The following is a 22,658-nucleotide window of genomic DNA, read 5'->3' as shown; positions in this document are numbered from 1 at the left end:
CCCCACTGTTCGTCCATTTCCGCGCAGACGATGACGTCACTGCCCGGCTGTATGCGCGAGGTTACCGACTGCGGCCTGAGTTTTTTAAGTGACGTAAAATCGTGTTGAGGCTAACGCCCATAATGCGTGCAGTTGCCCGGCATCCAACGCCATTCATGGCCATATCAATAATTTTCTGGTGCGTACCGGGTTGAGAAGCGGTGTAAGTGAACTGCAGTTGCCATGTTTTACGGCAGTGAGAGCAGAGATAGCGCTGATGTCCGGCAGTGCTTTTGCCGTTACGCACCACCCCGTCAGTAGCTGAACAGGAGGGACAGCTGATAGAAACAGAAGCCACTGGAGCACCTCAAAAACACCATCATACACTAAATCAGTAAGTTGGCAGCATCACCATAGCGGTAATGCGTTTTATTCCCATTCGTATTTTTAATAATTGAAGTTTATATTTTACCTTTTGCAAATAATAAAATAACAAATTATAGTGACGCCACAGCAACAAATATAACCTTTGTGGAGCACTATCATGCTGAAACCAGAAATGATTGAAAAACTTAATGAGCAGATGAACCTGGAACTGTACTCTTCACTGCTTTATCAGCAAATGAGCGCCTGGTGCAGCTATCATACCTTCGAAGGTGCTGCCGCGTTCCTGCGCCGTCACGCCCAGGAAGAGATGACGCATATGCAGCATCTGTTTGATTACCTGACTGATACCGGCAATTTACCGCGTATTAATACCGTTGAATCTCCGTTTGCTGAATATTCCTCACTTGATGAATTATTCCAGGAAACCTATAAACACGAACAATTAATCACCCAGAAAATTAACGAACTGGCTCATGCTGCAATGACCAATCAGGACTACCCAACATTTAATTTCCTGCAATGGTATGTTTCTGAGCAGCATGAAGAAGAGAAACTGTTCAAATCGATTATTGATAAATTAAGCCTGGCAGGCAAAAGCGGCGAAGGTCTGTATTTTATCGACAAAGAACTCTCTACCCTCGACACACAAAACTAATGCTCTCCGGCGGCAGGTTTACTGCCGCCGTTTCAAATCAGTGACGGCAAATCTTACTCTGATCGGTCGAAAAACCGTCTTTCGAAGGTATAAATTTGCCTTTTGCTGCCAGAAACGCTACCAGCTCTCCCGCTGTCATCCCTTCTGCCGAGCAGGTGTGAAAACGTGCCTGTTCACCAAAACGCGCTTTAATTGCTGCTTCCAGACTGGCATGCGTATATTGCTCGCCTGATTCAATCATCATATTTAACACTTCATGACCGTGAATAGAGTCCATCGTTCCTCCTCAAAAAAAGCCTAGCGTAGCGATTGCCGCTTATGAAGACTTTGCGCCAGAGCAGAACTGAATGCTTTTTATTGTACATTTATATTTACACCATATGTAACGTCGGTTTGACGAAGCAGCCGTTATGCCTTAACCTGCGCCGCAGATATCACTCATAAAGATCGTCAGGACAGAAGAAAGCGTGAAAAACAGAACTCTGGGAAGTGTTTTTATCGTGGCGGGAACCACAATTGGCGCAGGCATGCTGGCAATGCCGCTGGCTGCGGCAGGTGTTGGTTTTAGCGTCACGTTAATCTTGTTGATTGGGCTTTGGGCGTTGATGTGCTACACGGCGCTATTACTGCTGGAGGTGTACCAGCATGTTCCGGCAGATACCGGTCTGGGCACGCTGGCAAAACGCTATCTGGGACGCTACGGTCAATGGCTGACGGGCTTCAGTATGATGTTCTTAATGTATGCTCTGACTGCGGCATACATCAGCGGTGCCGGTGAATTGTTGGCCTCCAGCATCAGCGACTGGACAGGTATTTCAATGTCGGCAACCGCTGGCGTGCTGTTGTTCACTTTTGTTGCCGGTGGCGTGGTTTGTGTTGGAACATCGCTGGTCGATTTATTTAACCGTTTTCTGTTCAGCGCCAAAATTATTTTTCTGGTGGTGATGCTGGTATTGCTGCTACCGCATATTCACAAAGTGAATCTTTTAACCCTGCCGTTGCAACAGGGGCTGGCTCTGTCAGCAATCCCGGTGATTTTTACCTCATTTGGTTTTCACGGTAGCGTGCCGAGTATTGTCAGCTATATGGATGGCAACGTTCGTAAGCTACGCAGGGTGTTTATAACCGGTAGTGCGATCCCCCTGGTAGCATATATTTTCTGGCAGGTGGCAACGCTTGGCAGCATTGATTCAACAACCTTTATGGGATTGCTGGCTAATCATGCTGGATTAAACGGGCTGTTACAGGCGTTACGCGAAATGGTGGCCTCTCCGCATGTTGAGCTGGCAGTGCATTTATTTGCTGATTTAGCCCTCGCCACGTCATTTCTCGGCGTTGCGTTAGGCTTATTTGATTATCTGGCTGATTTATTTCAGCGTTCAAATACCGTTGGTGGACGGTTGCAAACTGGTGCAATTACCTTTCTGCCGCCGTTGGCGTTTGCACTGTTTTATCCACGAGGATTTGTGATGGCGCTGGGTTACGCCGGTGTGGCGCTGGCGGTACTGGCATTGATTATCCCTTCGCTGTTGACCTGGCAAAGCAGAAAGCACAATCCTCAGGCGGGTTACCGGGTCAAAGGTGGTCGTCCGGCGCTGGTGGTGGTGTTTCTCTGTGGTATTGCTGTGATTGGCGTGCAATTTTTGATTGCGGCAGGGTTGTTACCAGAAGTGGGGTGATCAGATAGCCTCAAATTCCTTATTGGGTGCCAGAATTAACGCTGACACCCAATTTGGCCTCTTAATGCAGGCAGCACTGCTTAAATTTCTTACCACTACCGCACGGGCAAGGATCGTTACGCCCCGGTTTCTCTTCTGCTTTGATCGGTTGCTGAACAGCTTTTTCCTGCGGATGCGCCATCCAGTACGCATGTAGATCAAGCGCCGCCAGTCGAATGGCATCTACGCTCTCTTCAAACGCTTCTGGCGACATCTTTTCTACCCGCTCGAAGTTTTCCTCAGTACCGTGCAGCGCAATCGCCTCCAGCGCTGGTTTTAACGAATCGGGCAACGTTGACCAGTCAGAAAGTGCCACGCCCCGCATATAGCCAAAGCACCACTCCTCAACAATCGTCAGCTCGCTGCCATCAACTTCTCGCAAGCCGAATAACGGCTCAAACTGCTCCGGGAATTCGTTCAGACGCTCTGCGGTATCGGCCATATGTTGAAAAGCCAGGTTCATAAAGCGCGTCATCTCTTTCTCTGACGCCCAGCGCGGCACATAGTCAGCCCCACCCCACACGGCAACCAGCCACTGTTCCGGTTCAATCTCTTGCGGAGAACTCAACACCGCCGTCAATAAATCGTCCAGCTCCGCCACATCAAGGATGGCGTGGTTAGTGTTGTATTTGGTCAGAATATCGTCCAGCCATTCCAACTCACTTTCGTTTAACGGTCCCGTTTTCATACGCTTTTCCTTGTGGATCTCAACTCGCCAGCACCTATCTTACATGCCGGTCCGTATCAGAGATACTTTTTGAGTGGCTTTGCCGGTGATTAAAAATTAAGGAGGATGTAACGACAAGTTGCAGGCACAAAAAAACCACCCGAAGGTGGTTTCACGACACTGCTTATTGCTTTGATTTTATTCTTATCTTTCCCATGGTACCCGGAGCGGGACTTGAACCCGCACAGCGCGAACGCCGAGGGATTTTAAATCCCTTGTGTCTACCGATTCCACCATCCGGGCTCGGGAAGAAAGTGGAGGCGCGTTCCGGAGTCGAACCGGACTAGACGGATTTGCAATCCGCTACATAACCGCTTTGTTAACGCGCCAAATTCTTCAGGCCTTTCAGCCAGACATCCGCTTGACGCCGATGTCTTTTAAACTGGAGCGGGAAACGAGACTCGAACTCGCGACCCCGACCTTGGCAAGGTCGTGCTCTACCAACTGAGCTATTCCCGCATTCATTAAGCAATCAGTTAATCACTTGATTTTATTATCGTCTGGCAATCAGTGCCGCCTTTCGATGCGTTGCATTCTACTTACCTGGCGCGATGAGTCAACGATATTTTTCACCACTTTTGATCGTTTGCTGAAAATTACGCCGAAACGATCACTGATCAAGCAAATCTGCACGCGCAGCGCTCAAATATTGCAACATTGACCACAGAGTCAGTACCGCAGCCACAAAGAAAAGTGCAATACCGGCGTACTCAACCCAAATGTTCGGACGCCACAGCAGCCAGGCCAACGCCACCATCTGGGCAGTGGTTTTCACTTTCCCAATCCAAGAGACAGCCACGCTACTGCGTTTACCCAACTCCGCCATCCATTCGCGTAGCGCAGAAATAATAATTTCACGGGCGATCATCGTTGCCGCCGGTAGGGTCACCCACCAGCTGTGATAATGCTCGGTTACCAGCACCATGGCGATAGCCACGAGAACTTTATCTGCTACAGGGTCAAGGAAAGCACCAAACCGGGTACTCTGGTTCCAGCGGCGTGCCAGAAAACCATCGAACCAGTCAGTCACCGCCGCGACGCAGAAAATGAGCGCGGCGGCAAACGGCGACCAGGTGACAGGCAGATAAAAGACCAATACAAAGAATGGGATAAGGATGACACGGAATAGTGTAAGCAACGTAGGGATATTAAATTGCATAATGACGGGTAACTATCTGTTGTCAGTAAGATTACCCCTATGTTGCTACAGAGACATCAATGTTTCAACGACCAGAAGATCTTTTCTGCCAGACCTTGCGAAATACCCGGCACTTTTGCAATTTCCTCGACGCTGGCGTTACGTAAACCTTGCAAACCGCCCATATATTTCAACAACATTTGCCGACGTTTTGGCCCGACGCCTTCAATGGTTTCCAGGGAACTGGTATTTTTGACCTTCGCCCGTTTTTTACGGTGCCCGCCAATCGCGTGATCATGTGATTCATCGCGAATATGCTGGATAACATGCAGCGCGGGTGAATCTGGCGGCAAACTAAATCCCTCACCTTCCGGCTCAAAGAACAGCGTTTCCAGTCCAGCCTTACGATCTGCTCCTTTGGCAACGCCAAGTAGCAGCGGATGATTTTTATCCCATGAGACATCCAGTTCGGCGAAGACATTTTTCGCCTGCGCAAGCTGGCCTTTGCCGCCGTCGATAAGGATCACATCCGGGATCTTACTGTCGTCAATGGCTTTACCATAACGCCGACGCAGCACCTGATTCATCGCCGCATAATCATCGCCCGGCGTGATGCCTGTAATGTTATAGCGTCGATACTCCGCACGCAGCGGGCCGTTAGCATCAAACACCACACAGGAAGCGACGGTTTGTTCGCCCATGGTATGGCTGATGTCAAAGCACTCCATCCGCTTCACTTCCGGCAATTTCAACACGCTGGCAAGCGCGGTCAGTCGCTGGTGAACGGTAGATTGCTGCAAAAGTTTGCTGGTTAAGGCCGTCGCCGCATTGGTGCGCGCGAGTTTCAGATAACGCGCCCTATCGCCGCGAGGTTTGGTTTGAACATTAATCTTGCGTCCCGCCAGTTCTGAAAGGGAATCGGCGAGCAGCGTTTTATCGCTAAGATTAAAATCGAGCAGGATCTCACCCGGTAAGGTGCGCATCTGGCTGCCTTGTAAATAGAACTGACCTACGAAGGTTTCTACCACCTCGCTCAGTTCCGTACCGCCAGGCACTTTCGGGAAATAGCTGCGGCTGCCGAGCACTTTGCCCTGACGAATGAACAATACGTGGACACAAGCCATGCCGGCATCGAACGCCACACCAATAACGTCAAGGTCGTCGCCGGTATTGGAAACAAACTGTTTTTCGGTGACGCGTCGCACCGCCTGAATTTGGTCGCGAATACGTGCCGCTTCTTCAAACTCCAGATTCTGACTGGCAGTTTCCATACGGCTAATGAGTTGCGTAAGCACCTGATCATCTTTGCCAGACAAAAACAGGCGCACATACTCGACCTGCTGAGCGTATTCTTCTTCACTCACCAGTCCTTCAACGCACGGTCCCAGACAGCGCCCTATCTGATATTGCAGACACGGACGCGAGCGATTGCGATAAACACTATTTTCGCACTGGCGAATGGGGAAAATCTTTTGCAGTAGCGCCAGAGTTTCACGTACGGCATAGCCATTCGGGAACGGGCCGAAATATTCACCTTTGGCATGCTTCGCACCACGATGCATCGCCAGACGCGGGTGGGTATCGCCACTCAGGAAGATAAAAGGATAAGATTTATCATCGCGTAGCAAAACGTTGTAACGCGGCTGATAGAGTTTGATGTAGTTGTGTTCCAGCAACAGCGCTTCGGTTTCTGTATGAGTAACCGTTACATCAATTTGCTGAATCTGGGCGACCAGCGCTTCGGTTTTGCGCGAAGCGAGGTTGCTACGGAAATAGCTGGAAAGCCGTTTTTTCAGGTCTTTCGCTTTGCCGACATAGATAACCGTACCACCAGCATCGTACATGCGATAAACGCCTGGCTGGCTGGTTACGGTTTTTAAAAACGCTTTTGCGTCAAACTGATCACTCACTGACTTGATAATGTCTCCGCATTACACAGACCATGGCGAATTGCCAGGTGAGTCAGCTCAACATCGCCATGAATGTTTAGTTTACTGAACATACGATAGCGGTAGCTGTTCACCGTTTTCGGACTGAGATTGAGCTGTTCTGAGATCTCATTGACCTTCTGGCCCTTGGTGATCATCAGCATAATCTGCAATTCACGTTCAGACAAACTGGCAAATGGGCTTTCTGTTTTTTCTGGTTCGATCTGGCTTAACGCCATTTGTTGAGCGATGTCAGAAGCAATGTAACGCTGCCCTGAATAGACAGAACGAATCGCACTCACGACTTCCTGCGGAGCCGCGCCTTTGCTGAGGTAGCCCGCAGCACCGGCCTGCATGACTTTCGCTGGTAAAGGGTTTTCTGTATGAACGGTAAGCATGATGATTTTGACATCAGCTGTGGAACGCGCGATTTTACGCGTCGCCTCAAGACCGCCAATGCCCGGCATACTCATGTCCATTAGCACCACGTCAACGGCATTTGTCCGGCACCACTTAACGGCGTCTTCACCGCACGATGCCTCACCGACGACTTTTATACCCTTTATATCTTCCAGAATGCGTCGTATCCCTGCGCGCACCAGTTCGTGGTCATCAACAAGTAGAACGTTGATCAAAGAAATATCTCCAGAAATAGGGATAACGCTACTGATAGTTAGTCATTCGTATATTAGCGGTTTTTATTGCAACTTTGAAACGTTAAAAATGGTGGGTATTCGATTTTTCTCTCGTTTTTGTCAATTCGATTGTCCACAGTTATGGTCACGCCCGTCACCAACGGCTTACCGGATCGTTTCACAGTAAGCCCTACGATGAAATGTGACAAAAATTGACTTTATTCAGCAAAAATGAAAATCAGCCCGCTGAATATGTAACATTAATTAACCCGAACAATACGGGCAAAAACATTCATGATAAAAATATTTATTGGTCATTATATTAACGTATTTTATAGCACTGCCGATATCACGCTCAAAAAACAACCACTGCTATTTTTAGCAAAGCTTATGGTATACTCCGCCGCCTTAACATTTTTCACCGCAAATTTTCATTGCAACATGACGAGGAAAATAAATGAGTACGCCTGATTTTTCTACTGCCGAGAATAATCAAGAACTGGCAAATGAAGTCTCCTGCCTGAAAGCGATGCTGACGCTGATGCTGCAGGCGATGGGACAAGCTGACGCGGGCCGCGTGATGTTAAAGATGGAAAAACAGCTTGCGCTGATCGAAGACGAAACCCAGGCTGCAGTATTTTCCAAAACGGTTAAGCAAATTAAACAAGCCTACCGTCAGTAATATAAAACCGGCTGAGAGCGTGCCTTTCAGCCGGTTTTTGCATCTGGCACGCAGAAAGAAAAGCGATCAAATTAAGCCAGTAGCGGCCGCGTAACAGGCCACCTGGGTCTTATTTGGTGCATTGATTTTTTTCTGCATGTTTTTCTGATGGAAATTGACCGTATTCTCAGAGATTGACAAAATCATCGCTATCTCTGCTGATGTCTTCCCTTCCGCCGTCCATTTCAGAATTTCTTTTTCGCGCTTGCTGAAATTCATCTCTGGCGTCATCACTATTTCATCATTTAAACGCATCAGAGCCATCAGACTTTCGCGCACCAGTAACTGCATTTTTAATTGCAGTTCATCACTAAGAATGGGTATTTCGCGCGTGCTGCAACGGGAAAAGGACAAAAAGCCCAGCGCCCGATTTGGCAGCATTAAATACTGAGTGACACCGCGGCGTAAACCATGTGCGTGCGCGGCTTCCCATAATGGCTGTGCTTCGCTGAATAAGTCATCATTCCACATTAAATGGCCCTGACTAAAGTTTTCAGGGTTCAGCACAGGATCAATTGCGAGAAAATTTTTTGCCTGATAATAACTAACCCACGACTCAGGGTAATTGGTGTAGAAAGCCACTTTAGGTCGCGTGAATGGTACCGGGTGGCGAACACATAACGAATAGTAATCGTACTCCAGCTGCTGAGCCTGAAGCTCTATTTCATGGTAGACCTCTTCTGCGGCCTCCATCCTCTGAAAACGCAACAGCATCGTGCGACGCCAGCTGAAAAAATCCGTATCCTGCATAGTAAACCGCAACGCCCCTGAGAGTGAGTATCATTTATAATGATAATTCAAACTATCACATAAATAAGATTTATATATAATTTATATTATTCAGGCAATGAATTACTTTTGCAAGCCATCGCATTCTCTTATGTTATTAATGAGTTATGCTGATTTGTTAAGCAGTTTTATCACGCTTGAAATGGCGTCCCGCCCCGACAGGTGAATCGTCGGGGCTGATTTTTTCTTATTATTGCAGCAGAAACTTCTCGAGGAACTGTCGGGTGCGAGGCTGCTGGGGATCGGCAAATAACGCTTTTGCTGCCCCCTGCTCGACTATCCGCCCCAGGTCCATAAAAATCGCCCGGTCCGCAACATCCCGGGCAAAGCTCATTTCGTGCGTCACAATCACCATCGTGCGCTTTTCCTGCGCCAGCTGGCGGATTGTGTTCAGGACTTCGCCCACCAGCTCTGGATCCAGCGCTGACGTTGGCTCGTCAAACAAAATCACCTCAGGACGCATTGCCAGCGCACGCGCAATCGCTACACGCTGCTGTTGACCGCCAGACAAACGACGTGGATAGCTGGTTTCTTTACCGGCCAGCCCAACTTTCGCCAGCAGCTCGCGAGCGCGCGCCGTGGCCTCTTCTTTCGGTTCGCCTTTGACGATCACCGGCCCTTCAATAATGTTTTCCAGCACCGTACGATGCGGAAACAAATTAAAGTTCTGGAAGACAAACCCGACGTGCTGACGCAACTGGCGAATCAGCGATTTTTGCTGACTTAATGAACGTGCAGTATCAATAGTGATATCGCCAACGGTGATCGTTCCCGCTTCCGGTTGTTCCAGCAGATTTATGCTGCGTAGCAACGTGGTTTTGCCGGAACCACTCGGACCGATAATTGCCACCACTTCGCCAGGCTTTACCTCGAGGTCGATACCGTGCAGCACCGTCTGACCGTGGAATTTTTTCACCAGGTTCTTAACTTCAATGGCACTCATTTGGGTTCTCTCTCCTGGCGATTAAGTTGATTCTCAAAATGGTTCTGCAACGTCGATAACACAGTCGCCATGATCCAGTAGATGAGCGAAGCCGCCAGGTACATGGTGAACACCTCCAGCGTGCGCGAGGTAATCAACTGCGCCTGACGGAACAGCTCCGGCACCTGGATTGTCGCGGCCAGCGACGTATCTTTTACCAGACTGATAAAGCTGTTCGACAGCGGCGGCAACGCCACCCGCGCCGCCTGTGGCAAAATCGCGCGACGCATGGTCTGCCACGGCGTCATACCAATACTGGCAGCGGCTTCCCACTGACCTTTATCAATAGAAGAAATGGCGGCGCGCAGCGTTTCGGCGGCATAGGCGGCAGTGTTCAGCGACAGACCAATCATTGCTGACGGAATGGGATCTAATTCGATACCAAACTGCGGCAGGCCGTAATAGATCATAAACAGTTGTGCGATGAGCGGCGTACCACGAAAAATAGAGATATAAAAACGCGCCAGCCAGCGCACGGGCCAGATTGGCGACAGGCGCATCAGCGCGAGAATAAACCCGAGTAGTAAGCCAAAAAACATGCCGCCGATACTGAGTTGCAGGGTATACCCAGCCCCTTTCAACAGGAACGGCAAGGAATCAATAACCAGTTGTATACTTTCTTGCATGAGCGTTCCCGGAGCTAAACGTGGGGATGATAGGCGAACAGCGCAGGCGCGCCGCCGGTATGAATAAACAGAATCGGCCCTTCATCTTTGAAGCGTTTCTGACTGATACCGTCAATCAGCCCCGCCATCGCTTTTCCGGTATACACAGGATCAAGCAGAATGCCTTCCAGACGCGCCAGCAATTTCACTGCTTCCATGCCTTCGTCGTTCGGCACGCCGTAGCCAGGTGCAAAATAGTCATCCCAGAGTAAAATTTCCGCTGATGCGGTCAGCTCCAGTTCTTTCGCAATCGCCTGTTGTAGGTTAACCACTTTCGGCAATTGATCGGCAACGGAACGCGACACGGTCACGCCAATCAGTTCGCTTTCAGGCATCAGGTGTTCCAGCCCAACAGCCAATCCGGCGTGAGTTCCGGCACTGCCCGATGCGACCACCACCGACGAAATATTAACCGCCCCTTCACACTGTTGCGCGATTTCCAGCGCACTCTCCACATAACCCAGCGCGCCCAGAGCATTAGAACCGCCAACCGGAATGACATACGGGCGAAAGCCTTGTGCTTCGACTCGCGTCGCCAGCTCTTCCAGTTGGGCATTGGGATCGGTCAGTGCGTCGCACATTTCAATCTGGGTATTGAACAGATTCAGCAACAAACGATTGCCGTTGGTTAAATAGTTTTCTGCGGTTGTGCCAATAGGATTTTCCAGCAGCGCCACGCAGTGCAGGCCGAGTTTCGCCGCAACTGCGGCAGTCTGCCGCACATGGTTAGACTGGATCGCGCCGGCAGTAATCAGCGTATCGGCACCTTCGCGCAGGGCATCTGCCGCGAGAAATTCCAGCTTACGTAATTTATTGCCGCCCATTGCCATGGGTGTGACGTCATCCCGTTTGATGAAAATTTCCCGTCCAAGATAATCAGAAAAGCGCGGCAGATATTCGAGCGGCGTTGGCGCGCCGATAAACTCCAGCCGTGGAAAACGGGTTAAATTATGCAGTGGCATAATAGCCTCCGATGTGTGTTGTTGTGATTTTCTTATTATGCACGCTGAAAACGCGTTAATAAAAAAGGCGCTAGTGAAAGCGCCCTTTTTTGTCATTATGCTGATTATTTGGTCACATCAGCACCAAACCATTTTTCGGAAAGGGCTTGCAGAGTGCCATCTTTTTGCATTTCCGCAATTGCATCGTTCACTGCTTTCAGCAGGTCTTCATTTCCTTTACGCAGCGCCACGCCAGACTCCTGACGGGAGAATGCTTCACCGGTTACTGCCAGCGTATCGTTGGTTTTCTTCACCAGATCCAGCGCCGCCAGACGGTCAACGAGGATCGCATCGATACGGCCTACGCGCAGATCCTGATATTTGGTCGGGTCATCATCATAGGTACGCACATCGACGCCCTGAACATTCTGCCGCAGCCACTCTTCATAGTTGGTACCCAGACCGACACCCACTTTTTTGCCTTTCAGATCAGCAGCCGTTTTAATGGTGCCTTCGTTACCTTTTTTCACCAGCGCCTGAATACCAGAAATGGTGTACGGGGTAGAGAAATCGTATTTTTTCTTGCGCTCATCAGAAATGGTGACCTGATTAATCACCACATCAATACGTTTAGAGTCCAGCGACGCTAGCATACCGTCCCATTTGGTCGGTTTTAGTGACGCCTCAACGCCAAGATGTTTTGCCAGCTGTTGGGCAAATTCCACTTCAAAACCGGTTAATTTGCCGTCATCCCCCTGAAAACTGAACGGCGGATAAGTTCCTTCCAGCCCTACCAGTAGCGTACCGCGCTCTTTGACTTTATTAAGCAGACCTTCATCTGCAAAACTTTTAACGCTCATGCCCGCAACCAGCGCCACGGCCATCACACCCATCAATGCCTGACGTCCCAGATGTGCTAATTTCATATTCACCCCGAATGTTGTTATGTCTGTTTGCAGTGTAGAGCCATTGTTTGTAAACACAAAAACAACTCCGCTACATCTTATTCTTATTTAATATATATCAGAAGCAGGCAGGCTGGAGGATTTCTGCACAAGTCCGGTACACGTTTGACGCTGATAGTGTTGATACTTCCGTAATGCGATGCGGTAATTGTTGGTGCTGGTGGTGGGCAGCCACGGGGCGAGGATTTCATCAAGGAAACCGTCCTGCAGCTGATCGAGGGAAATATTTTGCTCATGTAGATTATTCCCCAAACGGCGCAAACGAACGACATATTCACGCACCGTACCTGGGCTCATTTCAGTTTGCTCAAAAAGAAATTGCTTAAAGCCGATAATATCGAAAAAATCACTCTGCGTTTTGCAATGTAAATCACCGCAAAATCGGCACAATGCCGCCCATGACTGTTGTTCCACTTGCCAGCCATTTTCATCAAGCAGCGTGTCCAGGCGGGAAATCTCGATTTTATTCACTATTTTGCCGTCGCGAACTAAGGTAATGCGATCGAGTAATTTACGGCAATGCGCGCAATGGGCCTGGCTGTGTTTAAAGTCTTTAAGATAGCGGCTTAATGGCCGTCTTTTCAGGTGCTGCACCATCATTAAGAACTCCTGGTAGTCAAAGTTAAAGTGCGGCATTTACTGACGTTATAACTTACCCAGTTTAGTGCTTAACCGTTTAATGGCCTGGCTGTGTAACTGACTGACCCGCGATTCCCCGACCTCCAGCACCGCGCCAATCTCTTTGAGATTCAGCTCTTCCTGGTAATAGAGGGTTAATACCAGTTTTTCGCGCTCCGGCAACGTTTCGATAGCTTCCATCACCCGCTGGCGCAGATTACTGTCCAGCAGTTGTTGTAGCGGGTTTTCTCGCTGATGATCATCAGTAACCAGTTCGATGCTATCGCCGTGCTCTTCGCGCCACTCATCGTAGGAGAAAAGCTGGCTGTTATTGGTGTCGAGCAACATTTGGCGATAATCGGCAATATCGATCCCTAAACGTTCCGCTACCTCAGTTTCCGTGGCGTTGCGGCCAAGTTCCTGCTCCAGTTGCCCTATTGCCTGTGCCACTTCACGCGCGTTGCGTCGCACGCTGCGCGGCACCCAGTCACGGCTGCGAAGTTCATCCAGCATAGCGCCACGGATACGCTGCACTGCGTAAGTTGTAAATGCCGTTCCTTGTAGGGCGTCATAGCGTTCGACGGCATTAAGTAACCCAATGCCGCCCGCCTGTAGCAGATCGTCAAGTTCCACGCTCGCGGCAGTCGAACCTGCAGGCGCAATGCTTCGTGACGCACCAGCGGGACATAACGCTGCCACAGAGAGTGTTTATCCATTACACCTTCAGCGGTATAGAGTGAATTCACGATAAACAGCCCTGCGTTATATGAGTTATCGGCATGATTATCCGTTTCTGCAGGGTTTTTAATCGGACGATTAGTGGGTGAAATGAGGGGTTATTTGGGGGTTACCGGTAAATTCCATGCAGAAAAAACCCCGCCGGTGGCGGGGAAGCACGTTGCTGACAAATTGCGCTTTATGTTGCCGGATGCGGCGTAAACGCCTTATCCGGCCTACAAAAATGTGCAAATTCAATAAATTGCAATTCACCTTGTAGGCCTGATAAGTGCAGCGCATCAGGCAATTTGGCGTTGCCGTCAGTCTCAGTTAATCAGGTTACGACGATTAACCCTGCAGCAGAGACAGAACCTGCTGCGGTACCTGGTTGGCTTTTGCCAGCACGGAGTTACCGGCCTGCTGGATGATCTGCGCTTTCGACATGTTGGACACTTCGGTCGCATAGTCGGCGTCCTGAATACGGGACTGCGCTTCAGACAGGTTGGTAGTGGTGTTGTTCAGGTTGGTGACTGCAGAATCCAGACGGTTCTGAATAGCACCCAGGGATGAACGGAATTTGTCGATGGAGCTGATAGCTTCATCCAGGGCAGCCAGAGGATCTTTGGTTGCAGTGCCTGCACTGGTGGTTTCAGTGGTCAGTTTGCCTGTAGAGTTAACATAAGCCTGTGCCCCAACAGTAGCTGCAAATTTACCAGTTGCACCTGTGCCATTTGAAGCTACAGTTACTGTACCGGTATCCTTATCGACGTTGTAGTTGATAGTGTAAGATGCGGTTGTGGTGAGCTCTTTGTCTGCATCAGTATAGGTGTCATTCGAATTACCAGCACCATTAGTATTCGCACCACCGAAGGACGCCGTTGCAGACTGAATACCTGTATTATACTTAATTGTCGCACCAGTAACTGCTGTGTTAGCCGTTGCAGCACTCTGCACTGTGCTCAGTACAGTATCAGCGCTTACAGTTTTGGTGTAGGTTACGCCAGAAGTTGCCGCTGCACCAAAGTTATAAGTTGTGCCAGACAACTGGATAGAACCAGTTGTCGCTAAGGTACTACCGCTAGCAAACAGATCGGACAATTTCACTGAAGATGCAATGCCGGCGTTGTTTGTAGATAGGTTACCAGTGGCGTCCAGGTACGCGGCTTTACCACCGATGGTCACATCGCCATTAGCATCTACATCAAACTTCACATCACCAGTACTACGAGTATAAACACCTGATGCAGTAGTGCCAGCCGCTGGTTTCAGAGTATTCGCAAAGTTAACAACATCGCCATCTGCAACTGTTGCTTGAGTGGTGAAGTTCCCTTTAGCCGCATCATAAGTATAGATCGCAGCACTCGAGCCAGTAGTAGTAACTGTATCTCCGGTTTTCAGGCGAGACAGTGCATCGCTAGCGCTGAGTGCTGTATTGTTTGTGGTCACAGCATAAGGACCTGTTCCCGTTGCACCAGCAGCGGTCAGATCGCTGACTGTAGCAGCTTTGTTCGCAATAGTGCCTTTGCCATTCACGTTAAAACCATTCAGCCCCAGCGTATCTGAGTCAATTTTCTTCAGATCAATCGTGATAGTCTGGCCGTCATTCGCACCAACCTGAATTTTCATTGAACCGTCTTTCGCCAGTGCGTTCACGCCGTTGAACTGGGTCTGGCCAGATACGCGGTCAATTTCGTCCAGACGGGATTTGATTTCGTCCTGAATGGAGTCCAGATCCGAATCGGAGTTAGTCCCGGTAGAAGCCTGAACCGTCAGTTCACGAATACGCTGTAAGTTGTTGTTGATTTCGGACAGCGCGCCTTCAGTGGTCTGCGCAACGGAGATACCGTCGTTGGCGTTACGGGCCGCCTGAGTCAGGCCTTTAATATTAGAAGTAAAACGGTTAGCAATCGCCTGACCTGCGGCGTCATCCTTCGCGCTGTTAATACGCAAGCCAGAAGACAGACGCTCGATAGAACTCGACAGCGCAGACTGGTTCTTGTTGATATTATTTTGAGTGATCAGCGAGAGGCTGTTGGTATTAATGACTTGTGCCATGATTCGTTATCCTATATTGCAAGTCGTTGATTACGTATTGGGTTTCCACCCGTCGGCTCAATCGCCGTCAACCCTGTTATCGTCTGTCGTAAAACAACCTTTAGAATTTTTTTCACAAACAGCCATTTTTTGTTAGTCGCCGAAATACTCTTTTCTCTGCCCCTTATTCCCGCTATTAAAAAAAACAATTAAACGTAAACTTTGCGCAATTCAGGCCGATAACCCCGGTATTCGTTTTACGTGTCGAAAGATAAAAGGAAATCGCATGGCAAGTATTTCATCGCTGGGAGTCGGGTCAGGTCTGGATTTAAGTTCAATCCTTGATAGCCTCACCGCCGCGCAAAAAGCGACGCTAACCCCTATTTCAAATCAGCAATCGTCGTTTACCGCTAAACTTAGCGCCTACGGTACGCTGAAAAGCGCGCTGACGACTTTCCAGACCGCCAATACTGCATTGTCTAAAGCCGATCTTTTTTCCGCCACCAGCACTACCAGCAGCACCACCGCGTTCAGTGCCACCACTGCGGGTAACGCCATCGCCGGGAAATACACCATCAGCGTCACCCATCTGGCGCAGGCGCAAACCCTGACCACGCGCACCACCAGAGATGATACGAAAACGGCGATCGCCACCAGCGACAGCAAACTCACCATTCAACAAGGCGGCGACAAAGATCCGATTACCATTGATATCAGCGCGGCTAACTCATCGTTAAGCGGGATCCGTGATGCTATCAACAACGCAAAAGCGGGCGTAAGTGCGAGCATCATTAACGTGGGTAACGGTGAATATCGTCTGTCAGTCACATCAAATGACACCGGCCTTGATAATGCGATGACACTCTCGGTCAGCGGTGATGATGCGCTACAAAGCTTTATGGGCTATGACGCCAGTGCCAGCAGCAACGGTATGGAGGTCTCGGTCGCCGCCCAGAATGCGCAGCTGACGGTCAACAACGTCGCCATTGAGAACAGCAGCAACACCATCAGCGACGCGCTGGAAAACATCACCCTGAACCTGAACGATGTCACCACGGGCAACCAGACGCTAACCATCACTCAGGACACCTCCAAAGCGCAAACGGCGATTAAAGACTGGGTGAATGCCTATAACTCGTTAATAGATACCTTCAGTAGCCTGACCAAATACACCGCCGTAGATGCGGGAGCTGATAGCCAGAGTTCTAGCAATGGCGCACTGCTCGGCGACTCCACGCTGCGGACGATTCAGACGCAGTTGAAGTCGATGCTGAGTAATACCGTCAGTTCTTCCAGCTATAAAACGCTGGCGCAGATTGGTATCACGACCGATCCCAGCGATGGCAAACTGGAACTGGATGCCGACAAACTCACCGCTGCACTGAAAAAAGATGCCAGCGGCGTAGGTGCATTGATTGTTGGCGATGGTAAAAAAACCGGCATCACGACCACCATCGGCAGCAACCTGACCAGTTGGCTTTCGACAACGGGCATTATTAAAGCCGCTACCGATGGCGTTAGTAAGACCCTGAATAAGTTAACTAAAAACTACAACGCCGCCAGCGATCGCATTGATGCGCAGGTCGCGCGCTACAAAAAACAATTTACCCAACTGGACGTTTTAATGACCTCGTTAAACAGCACCAGCAGCTACTTAACGCAGCAGTTCGAAAACAACAGTAATTCCAAGTAATCATTATTCATCGGGAGACAGGTCATGTACGCGGCAAAAGGCACCCAGGCCTATGCACAAATTGGCGTCGAAAGCGCCGTAATGAGCGCCAGCCAGCAGCAGCTGGTCACCATGCTATTTGATGGAGTGCTGAGCGCACTGGTTAGAGCGCGCCTGTTTATGCAGGACAACAATCAGCAAGGCAAAGGCGTCTCTTTGTCAAAAGCGATCAACATCATTGAGAACGGACTGCGGGTGAGTCTTGATGAAGAGAGCAAAGACGAACTAACCCAAAACTTGATTGCTCTTTATAGCTATATGGTCAGGCGCTTGCTGCAAGCCAATTTACGCAACGATGTCTCCGCAGTCGAAGAAGTGGAAGCATTAATGCGCAATATTGCCGATGCCTGGAAAGAGTCGTTACTCTCCCCTTCTTTGATTCAGGACCCAGTCTGATGAACCATGCACCGCATTTGTATTTTGCCTGGCAACAACTCGTCGAAAAAAGCCAGCTCATGTTACGCCTGGCAACGGAAGAACAATGGGACGAACTCATCGCCAGCGAAATGGCGTATGTGAATGCGGTGCAGGAGTATAGCACACCTGACTGAAGAGGTTGCCCCGTCCACCACGATGCAGGAGCAGCTCCGCCCGATGCTGCGCCTGATTCTCGACAACGAAAGCAAGGTAAAGCAGTTATTACAGATTCGTATGGATGAACTGGCGAAACTGGTCGGTCAGTCATCGGTGCAAAAATCGGTGTTAAGTGCCTATGGCGATCAGGGCGGCTTTGTGCTGGCTCCGCAAGATAACTTCTCGTGAATCTTAACGAGCTAATGGTTCGCGAATAATCCGATTACGGCTACGCTTCTAATGTTCCCCTTGAATGGAGTCGAAGAATGCGTAATCCCACGCTGTTACAATGTTTTCACTGGTATTACCCGGAAGGCGGTAAGCTCTGGCCTGAACTGGCCGAGCGCGCCGACGGTTTTAATGATATTGGTATCAATATGGTCTGGTTGCCGCCCGCCTATAAAGGCGCATCGGGCGGGTATTCGGTCGGCTACGACTCCTATGATTTATTTGATTTAGGCGAGTTTGATCAGAAAGGCAGCATCCCTACTAAATATGGCGATAAAGTACAATTGCTGGCCGCCATTGACGCCCTGAAACGTAATGACATTGCGGTGCTGTTGGACGTGGTAGTCAACCACAAAATGGGCGCGGATGAAAAAGAAGCTATTCGCGTGCAGCGTGTAAATGCTGACGACCGTACGCAAATTGATGAAGAAATCATTGAGTGCGAAGGCTGGACGCGTTACACCTTCCCCGCCCGTGCCGGGCAATACTCACAGTTTATCTGGGATTTCAAATGTTTTAGCGGTATCGACCATATCGAAAACCCTGATGAAGATGGCATATTTAAAATTGTTAACGACTACACCGGCGAAGGCTGGAACGATCAGGTTGATGATGAATTAGGTAATTTCGATTATCTGATGGGCGAGAATATCGATTTTCGCAATCATGCCGTGACGGAAGAGATTAAATACTGGGCGCGCTGGGTGATGGAACAAACGCAATGCGACGGTTTTCGTCTTGATGCGGTCAAACATATTCCGGCGTGGTTTTATAAAGAGTGGATCGAACACGTACAGGAAGTTGCGCCAAAGCCGCTGTTTATTGTGGCGGAGTACTGGTCGCATGAAGTCGATAAACTGCAAACGTATATTGATCAGGTGGAAGGCAAAACCATGCTGTTCGATGCGCCGCTGCAGATGAAATTCCATGAAGCATCGCGCATGGGGCGCGACTACGACATGACGCAGATTTTCACGGGTACATTAGTGGAAGCCGATCCTTTCCACGCCGTGACGCTCGTTGCCAATCACGACACCCAACCGTTGCAAGCCCTCGAAGCGCCGGTCGAACCGTGGTTTAAACCGCTGGCGTATGCCTTAATTTTGTTGCGGGAAAATGGCGTTCCTTCGGTATTCTATCCGGACCTCTACGGTGCGCATTACGAAGATGTCGGTGGTGACGGGCAAACCTATCCGATAGATATGCCAATAATCGAACAGCTTGATGAGTTAATTCTCGCCCGTCAGCGTTTCGCCCACGGTGTACAGACGTTATTTTTCGACCATCCGAACTGCATTGCCTTTAGCCGCAGTGGCACCGACGAATATCCCGGCTGCGTGGTGGTCATGTCGAACGGGGATGATGGCGAAAAAACCATTCATCTGGGAGAGAATTACGGCAATAAAACCTGGCGTGATTTTCTGGGGAACCGGCAAGAGAGCGTAATAACCGACGAACACGGCGAAGCAACCTTCTTTTGCAACGGCGGCAGCGTCAGCGTGTGGGTTATCGAAGAGGTGATTTAAATTCATCCCCGGCGGCAAGCCGGGGAGATTTCATTACGGCAGTGGCGTCGGTAACGGCGCTTTATCCAGCGCGGCGGCACACTCTGCCGTCGGGCGATCCACACGCTCCATCGTCATACCATCGTACTCAATGGTGTTACCGTCACGCTCAACCTCGTACAGCTCACGTTTTACGGTAACGTTAGTGAGATCATCAGACATCAATGTCAACTTACCCGGCACAGCAATCACCCGCTGCCACTGACGGCAATCCAGAGTATCACCCTCTTTAGTGACAATCAGGCTGCCTATCGCTTCCGGACTGACCAGCGCACGTTGCGGCCCTTTGGTCTGCCAGTAGCCCGCCAGCCAGTCCGGCGCGGGGGTTTTCACGACATTGTTATAGTTTTCGACTTCGGCACAGCCCGCCAGCAACATGAGCGCGCCTGCAATTGCGAGTTTTTTCATCATTCGTCCTGCATGAGAAGAAAAGAGGATTGTGGCATTAAAGCCCTGATGTCGCCAGCCTTTCCAGGTTCAGAGAGAAATTTGATCTAACTATTATTTTTGTGAATTATTACCCCGAAAATAAATTTGCATGATGTATGATTCGCGACTCTTGTTTCAAACCTTCTGAGTTCAGAGGCTACATTCATGTCATGGCAGCAATTCAAACACGCCTGGTTGATTAAATTCTGGGCACCCATCCCTGCGGTCATCGCGGCGGGTATTCTCTCCACTTACTATTTTGGCATTACTGGCACCTTTTGGGCTGTCACGGGTGAATTTACCCGTTGGGGCGGCCAGCTCCTGCAGCTGTTTGGCGTCCATGCTGAAGAGTGGGGTTATTTTAAAATTATCCATCTGGAAGGATCGCCATTAACCCGCATCGACGGGATGATGATCCTCGGCATGTTTGGCGGCTGCTTTGCCGCAGCGCTGTGGGCCAACAATGTCAAACTGCGCATGCCACGCAGCCGTATCCGCATTATGCAGGCCATTATTGGCGGTATTATCGCTGGTTTTGGCGCGCGTCTGGCAATGGGCTGTAACCTGGCGGCGTTCTTTACCGGTATTCCTCAGTTCTCGCTGCATGCCTGGTTCTTTGCCATCGCCACTGCCATTGGTTCATGGTTTGGCGCACGCTTTACCCTGCTGCCCATCTTCCGTATTCCCGTGAAAATGCAGAAAGTTTCTGCCGCCTCACCGCTGACGCAAAAACCGGATCAGGCGCGGCGTCGTTTTCGTCTCGGGATGCTGGTCTTTTTCGGTATGCTGGGCTGGGCGCTGCTCACGGCGATGAACCAACCAAAACTGGGGCTGGCAATGCTGTTTGGCGTCGGCTTTGGTTTACTGATTGAACGTGCGCAAATCTGCTTTACTTCGGCGTTCCGCGATATGTGGATCACCGGACGTACCCATATGGCGAAAGCAATCATTATCGGTATGGCGGTGAGTGCCATCGGGATCTTCAGTTACGTACAGTTAGGCGTTGAACCCAAAATCATGTGGGCGGGACCAAACGCGGTAATTGGTGGTTTACTGTTTGGTTTTGGCATCGTGCTGGCAGGCGGCTGCGAAACCGGCTGGATGTACCGCGCGGTAGAAGGCCAGGTGCACTACTGGTGGGTCGGTCTGGGCAATGTGATCGGCTCGACGATTCTGGCGTATTACTGGGATGATTTCGCTCCGGCGCTGGCCACCGACTGGGACAAAATCAACCTGCTGAAAACCTTTGGCCCGATGGGTGGCCTGCTGGTGACATATTTGCTGTTGTTTACTGCGCTGATGTTGATTATCGGCTGGGAAAAACGCTTCTTCCGCCGTGCGGCACCGCAGACTGCTAAGGAGATCGCATGAAAAATATCGTTCCTGATTACCGCCTTTATATGGTGGGTGAACCCTGCCCTTATCCGGCAGTCGCAACCCTTGAGGCGATGCCGCAGTTAAAAAAAGGGGAAATCCTGGAAGTGGTGAGCGACTGTCCACAGTCGATCAATAATATTCCACTGGATGCGCGTAATCACGGCTATACGGTGCGGGATATTCAGCAAGACGGGCCGACCATTCGTTATTTAATTCAGAAGTAATCCCTCATTCCCGCTGTGGCCCACAGCGGGAACATCGTTGCCTCTGACACATAGATTTTACCCGCCCCCTCTCCTATTCTTTTCAGTATGATCTCAGGAGGTTTCTATGTGTGGACGCTTTGCCCAATCCCAAACGCGTGAAGATTACCTTGCGCTTCTCGCGGAAGATATTGAACGCGATATTCCCTACGATCCCGAACCCATTGGCAGATACAACGTCGCGCCGGGAACCAAAGTTCTTCTGCTCAGTGAACGTGATGAACACCTTCATCTGGATCCGGTTTTCTGGGGATATGCTCCCGGATGGTGGGATAAACCGCCGCTGATTAACGCCCGCATAGAAACTGCCGCAACCAGTCGCATGTTTAAACCGCTCTGGCAACATGGTCGGGCAATCTGTTTTGCCGATGGCTGGTTTGAGTGGAAAAAAGAAGGCGACAAAAAACAGCCTTTTTTTATCTATCGTGCTGATGGACAACCTATTTTTATGGCCGCGATAGGTAGCACACCATTTGAGCATGGTGACGAAGCCGAAGGATTTTTAATTGTCACTGCTGCAGCAGACCAGGGTCTGGTAGACATTCATGACCGCCGCCCGCTGGTTCTGTCGCCAGAAGCTGCACAGGAATGGATGCGGCAAGAGATTGGCGGTAAAGAAGCATCAGAAATTGCTACCAACGGCTGTGTGCCAGCAAACCAGTTCACCTGGCACCCGGTATCGCGCGCGGTAGGTAATGTCAAAAACCAGGGCGCGGAGTTAATTCAACCTGTTTGTTGACATCCTCCACGCCCTGAAGGACGAGGCTCCCTGCTACGTTCAGGCTGTCGCCTGAATCATTTCGGTGGGTTCCTGCTTCAACGGGCGGCCTGACTGCACCATCTCTCCACAGGCAAGAACGGCGTGCCCCGCCGCTAAAATGTTACGAGCGCC

24 protein-coding genes, 3 tRNA genes and 4 pseudogenes are annotated in these 22,658 nt (G+C 50.1%); 12 read left to right on the top strand and 19 right to left on the bottom strand.

The window, feature by feature from the left end; all coding sequences use genetic code 11:
- Window positions 1-337: pseudogene (locus tag BGK49_RS19820) on the bottom strand (IS1-like element IS1A family transposase); the annotation flags it as partial.
- 186 nt (window positions 338-523) lie between these two features.
- Between BGK49_RS19820 and ftnA the strand changes: the two are divergent.
- The gene (gene ftnA, locus BGK49_RS19815) at window positions 524-1,021 is read left to right on the top strand and encodes a non-heme ferritin (RefSeq protein ID WP_004983027.1); all 498 of its coding nucleotides are present in this window, start codon (window positions 524-526) and stop codon (window positions 1,019-1,021) included.
- Window positions 1,022-1,058: 37 nt separating this feature from the next.
- Here the strand turns inward: ftnA and BGK49_RS19810 are convergent, their stop codons facing one another.
- Window positions 1,059-1,298 carry a YecH family metal-binding protein gene (locus BGK49_RS19810; protein ID WP_000377225.1) on the bottom strand — a complete coding sequence of 80 codons (240 nt, stop codon included), beginning with the start codon at window positions 1,296-1,298 and terminating at the stop codon, window positions 1,059-1,061.
- 190 nt (window positions 1,299-1,488) lie between these two features.
- Between BGK49_RS19810 and tyrP the strand changes: the two genes are divergently transcribed.
- Complete coding sequence (tyrP, locus tag BGK49_RS19805) at window positions 1,489-2,700, top strand: tyrosine transporter TyrP (protein ID WP_000797568.1); 1,212 nt, start codon at window positions 1,489-1,491, stop codon at window positions 2,698-2,700.
- Window positions 2,701-2,761: 61 nt separating this feature from the next.
- Here tyrP and yecA read toward each other — a convergent pair whose 3' ends face one another.
- From yecA to uvrY, 7 genes are all read right to left on the bottom strand, one after another.
- Window positions 2,762-3,427 carry a UPF0149 family protein YecA gene (gene yecA, locus BGK49_RS19800; protein WP_000847909.1) on the bottom strand — a complete coding sequence of 222 codons (666 nt, stop codon included), beginning with the start codon at window positions 3,425-3,427 and terminating at the stop codon, window positions 2,762-2,764.
- A gap of 195 nt (window positions 3,428-3,622) precedes the next feature.
- A tRNA-Leu gene (locus BGK49_RS19795) sits at window positions 3,623-3,709 on the bottom strand.
- Between the two features lie 12 nt (window positions 3,710-3,721).
- Window positions 3,722-3,795: transfer RNA gene (locus tag BGK49_RS19790), tRNA-Cys, on the bottom strand.
- A gap of 54 nt (window positions 3,796-3,849) precedes the next feature.
- A tRNA-Gly gene (locus tag BGK49_RS19785) sits at window positions 3,850-3,925 on the bottom strand.
- A gap of 151 nt (window positions 3,926-4,076) precedes the next feature.
- Window positions 4,077-4,625, bottom strand: coding sequence for a CDP-diacylglycerol--glycerol-3-phosphate 3-phosphatidyltransferase (gene pgsA / locus BGK49_RS19780; protein WP_001160187.1), 549 nt, complete (start codon window positions 4,623-4,625; stop codon window positions 4,077-4,079).
- A gap of 56 nt (window positions 4,626-4,681) precedes the next feature.
- Window positions 4,682-6,514 (bottom strand): excinuclease ABC subunit UvrC, encoded by a 1,833-nt coding sequence (uvrC, locus tag BGK49_RS19775; RefSeq protein ID WP_001283413.1) that lies wholly within the window; start codon window positions 6,512-6,514, stop codon window positions 4,682-4,684.
- Window positions 6,511-7,167, bottom strand: coding sequence for a UvrY/SirA/GacA family response regulator transcription factor (uvrY, locus tag BGK49_RS19770; RefSeq protein ID WP_000611335.1), 657 nt, complete (start codon window positions 7,165-7,167; stop codon window positions 6,511-6,513). The genes uvrC and uvrY overlap by 4 nt, the downstream gene beginning before the upstream one ends.
- Window positions 7,168-7,308: 141 nt before the next feature.
- Between uvrY and BGK49_RS31540 the strand changes: the two are divergent.
- From BGK49_RS31540 to yecF, 3 genes and pseudogenes are all read left to right on the top strand, one after another.
- Window positions 7,309-7,380, top strand: a pseudogene (locus BGK49_RS31540) (transcriptional regulator); the annotation flags it as partial.
- An 81-nt stretch (window positions 7,381-7,461) separates the two neighbouring features.
- Window positions 7,462-7,638: a protein YecU gene (yecU, locus tag BGK49_RS29875; protein ID WP_000590347.1), complete on the top strand. Its 177-nt coding sequence runs from the start codon at window positions 7,462-7,464 to the stop codon at window positions 7,636-7,638.
- Window positions 7,625-7,849, top strand: coding sequence for a DUF2594 family protein YecF (yecF, locus tag BGK49_RS19760; RefSeq protein WP_000106474.1), 225 nt, complete (start codon window positions 7,625-7,627; stop codon window positions 7,847-7,849). Before yecU ends, yecF begins: the two co-directional genes overlap by 14 nt.
- A gap of 66 nt (window positions 7,850-7,915) precedes the next feature.
- On the opposite strand, the gene sdiA is transcribed toward yecF, so the two are convergent.
- From sdiA to BGK49_RS19720, 8 genes and pseudogenes are all read right to left on the bottom strand, one after another.
- On the bottom strand, window positions 7,916-8,638 hold the full coding sequence (gene sdiA / locus BGK49_RS19755; protein WP_001154276.1) for a transcriptional regulator SdiA: 723 nt from the start codon (window positions 8,636-8,638) through the stop codon (window positions 7,916-7,918).
- Between the two features lie 229 nt (window positions 8,639-8,867).
- Complete coding sequence (tcyN, locus tag BGK49_RS19750; RefSeq protein WP_001272989.1) at window positions 8,868-9,620, bottom strand: L-cystine ABC transporter ATP-binding protein TcyN; 753 nt, start codon at window positions 9,618-9,620, stop codon at window positions 8,868-8,870.
- Window positions 9,617-10,285 (bottom strand): cystine ABC transporter permease, encoded by a 669-nt coding sequence (gene tcyL / locus BGK49_RS19745; RefSeq protein WP_001158220.1) that lies wholly within the window; start codon window positions 10,283-10,285, stop codon window positions 9,617-9,619. Before tcyL ends, tcyN begins: the two co-directional genes overlap by 4 nt.
- 14 nt (window positions 10,286-10,299) lie before the next feature.
- Complete coding sequence (gene dcyD / locus BGK49_RS19740; protein WP_001128240.1) at window positions 10,300-11,286, bottom strand: D-cysteine desulfhydrase; 987 nt, start codon at window positions 11,284-11,286, stop codon at window positions 10,300-10,302.
- A gap of 104 nt (window positions 11,287-11,390) precedes the next feature.
- On the bottom strand, window positions 11,391-12,191 hold the full coding sequence (gene tcyJ / locus BGK49_RS19735) for a cystine ABC transporter substrate-binding protein (protein WP_001295643.1): 801 nt from the start codon (window positions 12,189-12,191) through the stop codon (window positions 11,391-11,393).
- Between the two features lie 87 nt (window positions 12,192-12,278).
- Complete coding sequence (gene fliZ / locus BGK49_RS19730; protein WP_005026627.1) at window positions 12,279-12,830, bottom strand: flagella biosynthesis regulatory protein FliZ; 552 nt, start codon at window positions 12,828-12,830, stop codon at window positions 12,279-12,281.
- A 45-nt stretch (window positions 12,831-12,875) separates the two neighbouring features.
- Window positions 12,876-13,594, bottom strand: a pseudogene (gene fliA / locus BGK49_RS19725) (RNA polymerase sigma factor FliA).
- A 319-nt stretch (window positions 13,595-13,913) separates the two neighbouring features.
- On the bottom strand, window positions 13,914-15,620 hold the full coding sequence (locus BGK49_RS19720; RefSeq protein ID WP_000079686.1) for a FliC/FljB family flagellin: 1,707 nt from the start codon (window positions 15,618-15,620) through the stop codon (window positions 13,914-13,916).
- A gap of 265 nt (window positions 15,621-15,885) precedes the next feature.
- Between BGK49_RS19720 and fliD the strand changes: the two genes are divergently transcribed.
- The 4 genes and pseudogenes from fliD to amyA all read left to right on the top strand — a co-directional run bounded on the left by fliD (window position 15,886) and on the right by amyA (window position 19,658).
- Window positions 15,886-17,292, top strand: a complete 1,407-nt coding sequence (fliD, locus tag BGK49_RS19715; protein ID WP_000146788.1) for a flagellar filament capping protein FliD — start codon at window positions 15,886-15,888, stop codon at window positions 17,290-17,292.
- Between the two features lie 24 nt (window positions 17,293-17,316).
- The gene (gene fliS, locus BGK49_RS19710) at window positions 17,317-17,727 is read left to right on the top strand and encodes a flagellar export chaperone FliS (RefSeq protein ID WP_000270663.1); all 411 of its coding nucleotides are present in this window, start codon (window positions 17,317-17,319) and stop codon (window positions 17,725-17,727) included.
- Window positions 17,727-18,093 (top strand): annotated as a pseudogene (fliT, locus tag BGK49_RS19705) (flagella biosynthesis regulatory protein FliT). The gene fliS and the pseudogene fliT overlap by 1 nt, the downstream one beginning before the upstream one ends.
- A 77-nt stretch (window positions 18,094-18,170) precedes the next feature.
- Entirely contained in the window at window positions 18,171-19,658 is a 1,488-nt protein-coding gene (amyA, locus tag BGK49_RS19700; protein WP_001245718.1) for an alpha-amylase, read from the top strand.
- Between the two features lie 33 nt (window positions 19,659-19,691).
- On the opposite strand, the gene yedD is transcribed toward amyA, so the two are convergent.
- Complete coding sequence (yedD, locus tag BGK49_RS19695) at window positions 19,692-20,105, bottom strand: lipoprotein YedD (RefSeq protein ID WP_001295642.1); 414 nt, start codon at window positions 20,103-20,105, stop codon at window positions 19,692-19,694.
- 186 nt (window positions 20,106-20,291) lie between these two features.
- Between yedD and yedE the strand changes: the two genes are divergently transcribed.
- From yedE to BGK49_RS19680, 3 genes are all read left to right on the top strand, one after another.
- Window positions 20,292-21,497 carry a selenium metabolism membrane protein YedE/FdhT gene (gene yedE / locus BGK49_RS19690; RefSeq protein WP_000118901.1) on the top strand — a complete coding sequence of 402 codons (1,206 nt, stop codon included), beginning with the start codon at window positions 20,292-20,294 and terminating at the stop codon, window positions 21,495-21,497.
- Window positions 21,494-21,727 (top strand): sulfurtransferase-like selenium metabolism protein YedF, encoded by a 234-nt coding sequence (gene yedF / locus BGK49_RS19685; RefSeq protein WP_000790507.1) that lies wholly within the window; start codon window positions 21,494-21,496, stop codon window positions 21,725-21,727. Before yedE ends, yedF begins: the two co-directional genes overlap by 4 nt.
- Window positions 21,728-21,833: 106 nt before the next feature.
- Window positions 21,834-22,505, top strand: a complete 672-nt coding sequence (locus tag BGK49_RS19680; RefSeq protein ID WP_000334573.1) for an SOS response-associated peptidase — start codon at window positions 21,834-21,836, stop codon at window positions 22,503-22,505.
- Window positions 22,506-22,544: 39 nt separating this feature from the next.
- Here BGK49_RS19680 and BGK49_RS31460 read toward each other — a convergent pair.
- The coding region (locus BGK49_RS31460) for a hypothetical protein (RefSeq protein WP_001445128.1) at window positions 22,545-22,658 on the bottom strand (114 nt) is incomplete at its 5' end.

The organism is Shigella sp. FC1544 (genome assembly GCF_001722145.1).
GTDB lineage: Bacteria > Pseudomonadota > Gammaproteobacteria > Enterobacterales > Enterobacteriaceae > Escherichia > Escherichia coli.
Note: the sequence above shows the minus strand (reverse complement) of the source record. Positions and strands in the feature narration are given on the sequence as shown.

What these genes read in the sequence shown, in the direction of transcription:
- fliD (WP_000146788.1), top strand. Translation starts at nt 15,886, where the DNA reads ATGGCAAGTATTTCATCGCTGGGAGTCGGGTCAGGTCTGGATTTAAGT.
- amyA (WP_001245718.1), top strand. Translation starts at nt 18,171, where the DNA reads ATGCGTAATCCCACGCTGTTACAATGTTTTCACTGGTATTACCCGGAA.
- yedE (WP_000118901.1), top strand. Translation starts at nt 20,292, where the DNA reads ATGTCATGGCAGCAATTCAAACACGCCTGGTTGATTAAATTCTGGGCA.
- dcyD (WP_001128240.1), bottom strand. Translation starts at nt 11,286, where the DNA reads ATGCCACTGCATAATTTAACCCGTTTTCCACGGCTGGAGTTTATCGGC.
- tcyJ (WP_001295643.1), bottom strand. Translation starts at nt 12,191, where the DNA reads ATGAAATTAGCACATCTGGGACGTCAGGCATTGATGGGTGTGATGGCC.
- fliS (WP_000270663.1), top strand. Translation starts at nt 17,317, where the DNA reads ATGTACGCGGCAAAAGGCACCCAGGCCTATGCACAAATTGGCGTCGAA.
- sdiA (WP_001154276.1), bottom strand. Translation starts at nt 8,638, where the DNA reads ATGCAGGATACGGATTTTTTCAGCTGGCGTCGCACGATGCTGTTGCGT.
- BGK49_RS19720 (WP_000079686.1), bottom strand. Translation starts at nt 15,620, where the DNA reads ATGGCACAAGTCATTAATACCAACAGCCTCTCGCTGATCACTCAAAAT.
- BGK49_RS19810 (WP_000377225.1), bottom strand. Translation starts at nt 1,298, where the DNA reads ATGGACTCTATTCACGGTCATGAAGTGTTAAATATGATGATTGAATCA.
- yedF (WP_000790507.1), top strand. Translation starts at nt 21,494, where the DNA reads ATGAAAAATATCGTTCCTGATTACCGCCTTTATATGGTGGGTGAACCC.
- yecU (WP_000590347.1), top strand. Translation starts at nt 7,462, where the DNA reads ATGATAAAAATATTTATTGGTCATTATATTAACGTATTTTATAGCACT.
- fliZ (WP_005026627.1), bottom strand. Translation starts at nt 12,830, where the DNA reads ATGATGGTGCAGCACCTGAAAAGACGGCCATTAAGCCGCTATCTTAAA.
- tcyN (WP_001272989.1), bottom strand. Translation starts at nt 9,620, where the DNA reads ATGAGTGCCATTGAAGTTAAGAACCTGGTGAAAAAATTCCACGGTCAG.
- pgsA (WP_001160187.1), bottom strand. Translation starts at nt 4,625, where the DNA reads ATGCAATTTAATATCCCTACGTTGCTTACACTATTCCGTGTCATCCTT.
- yecA (WP_000847909.1), bottom strand. Translation starts at nt 3,427, where the DNA reads ATGAAAACGGGACCGTTAAACGAAAGTGAGTTGGAATGGCTGGACGAT.
- ftnA (WP_004983027.1), top strand. Translation starts at nt 524, where the DNA reads ATGCTGAAACCAGAAATGATTGAAAAACTTAATGAGCAGATGAACCTG.
- yecF (WP_000106474.1), top strand. Translation starts at nt 7,625, where the DNA reads ATGAGTACGCCTGATTTTTCTACTGCCGAGAATAATCAAGAACTGGCA.
- BGK49_RS19680 (WP_000334573.1), top strand. Translation starts at nt 21,834, where the DNA reads ATGTGTGGACGCTTTGCCCAATCCCAAACGCGTGAAGATTACCTTGCG.
- yedD (WP_001295642.1), bottom strand. Translation starts at nt 20,105, where the DNA reads ATGAAAAAACTCGCAATTGCAGGCGCGCTCATGTTGCTGGCGGGCTGT.
- tcyL (WP_001158220.1), bottom strand. Translation starts at nt 10,285, where the DNA reads ATGCAAGAAAGTATACAACTGGTTATTGATTCCTTGCCGTTCCTGTTG.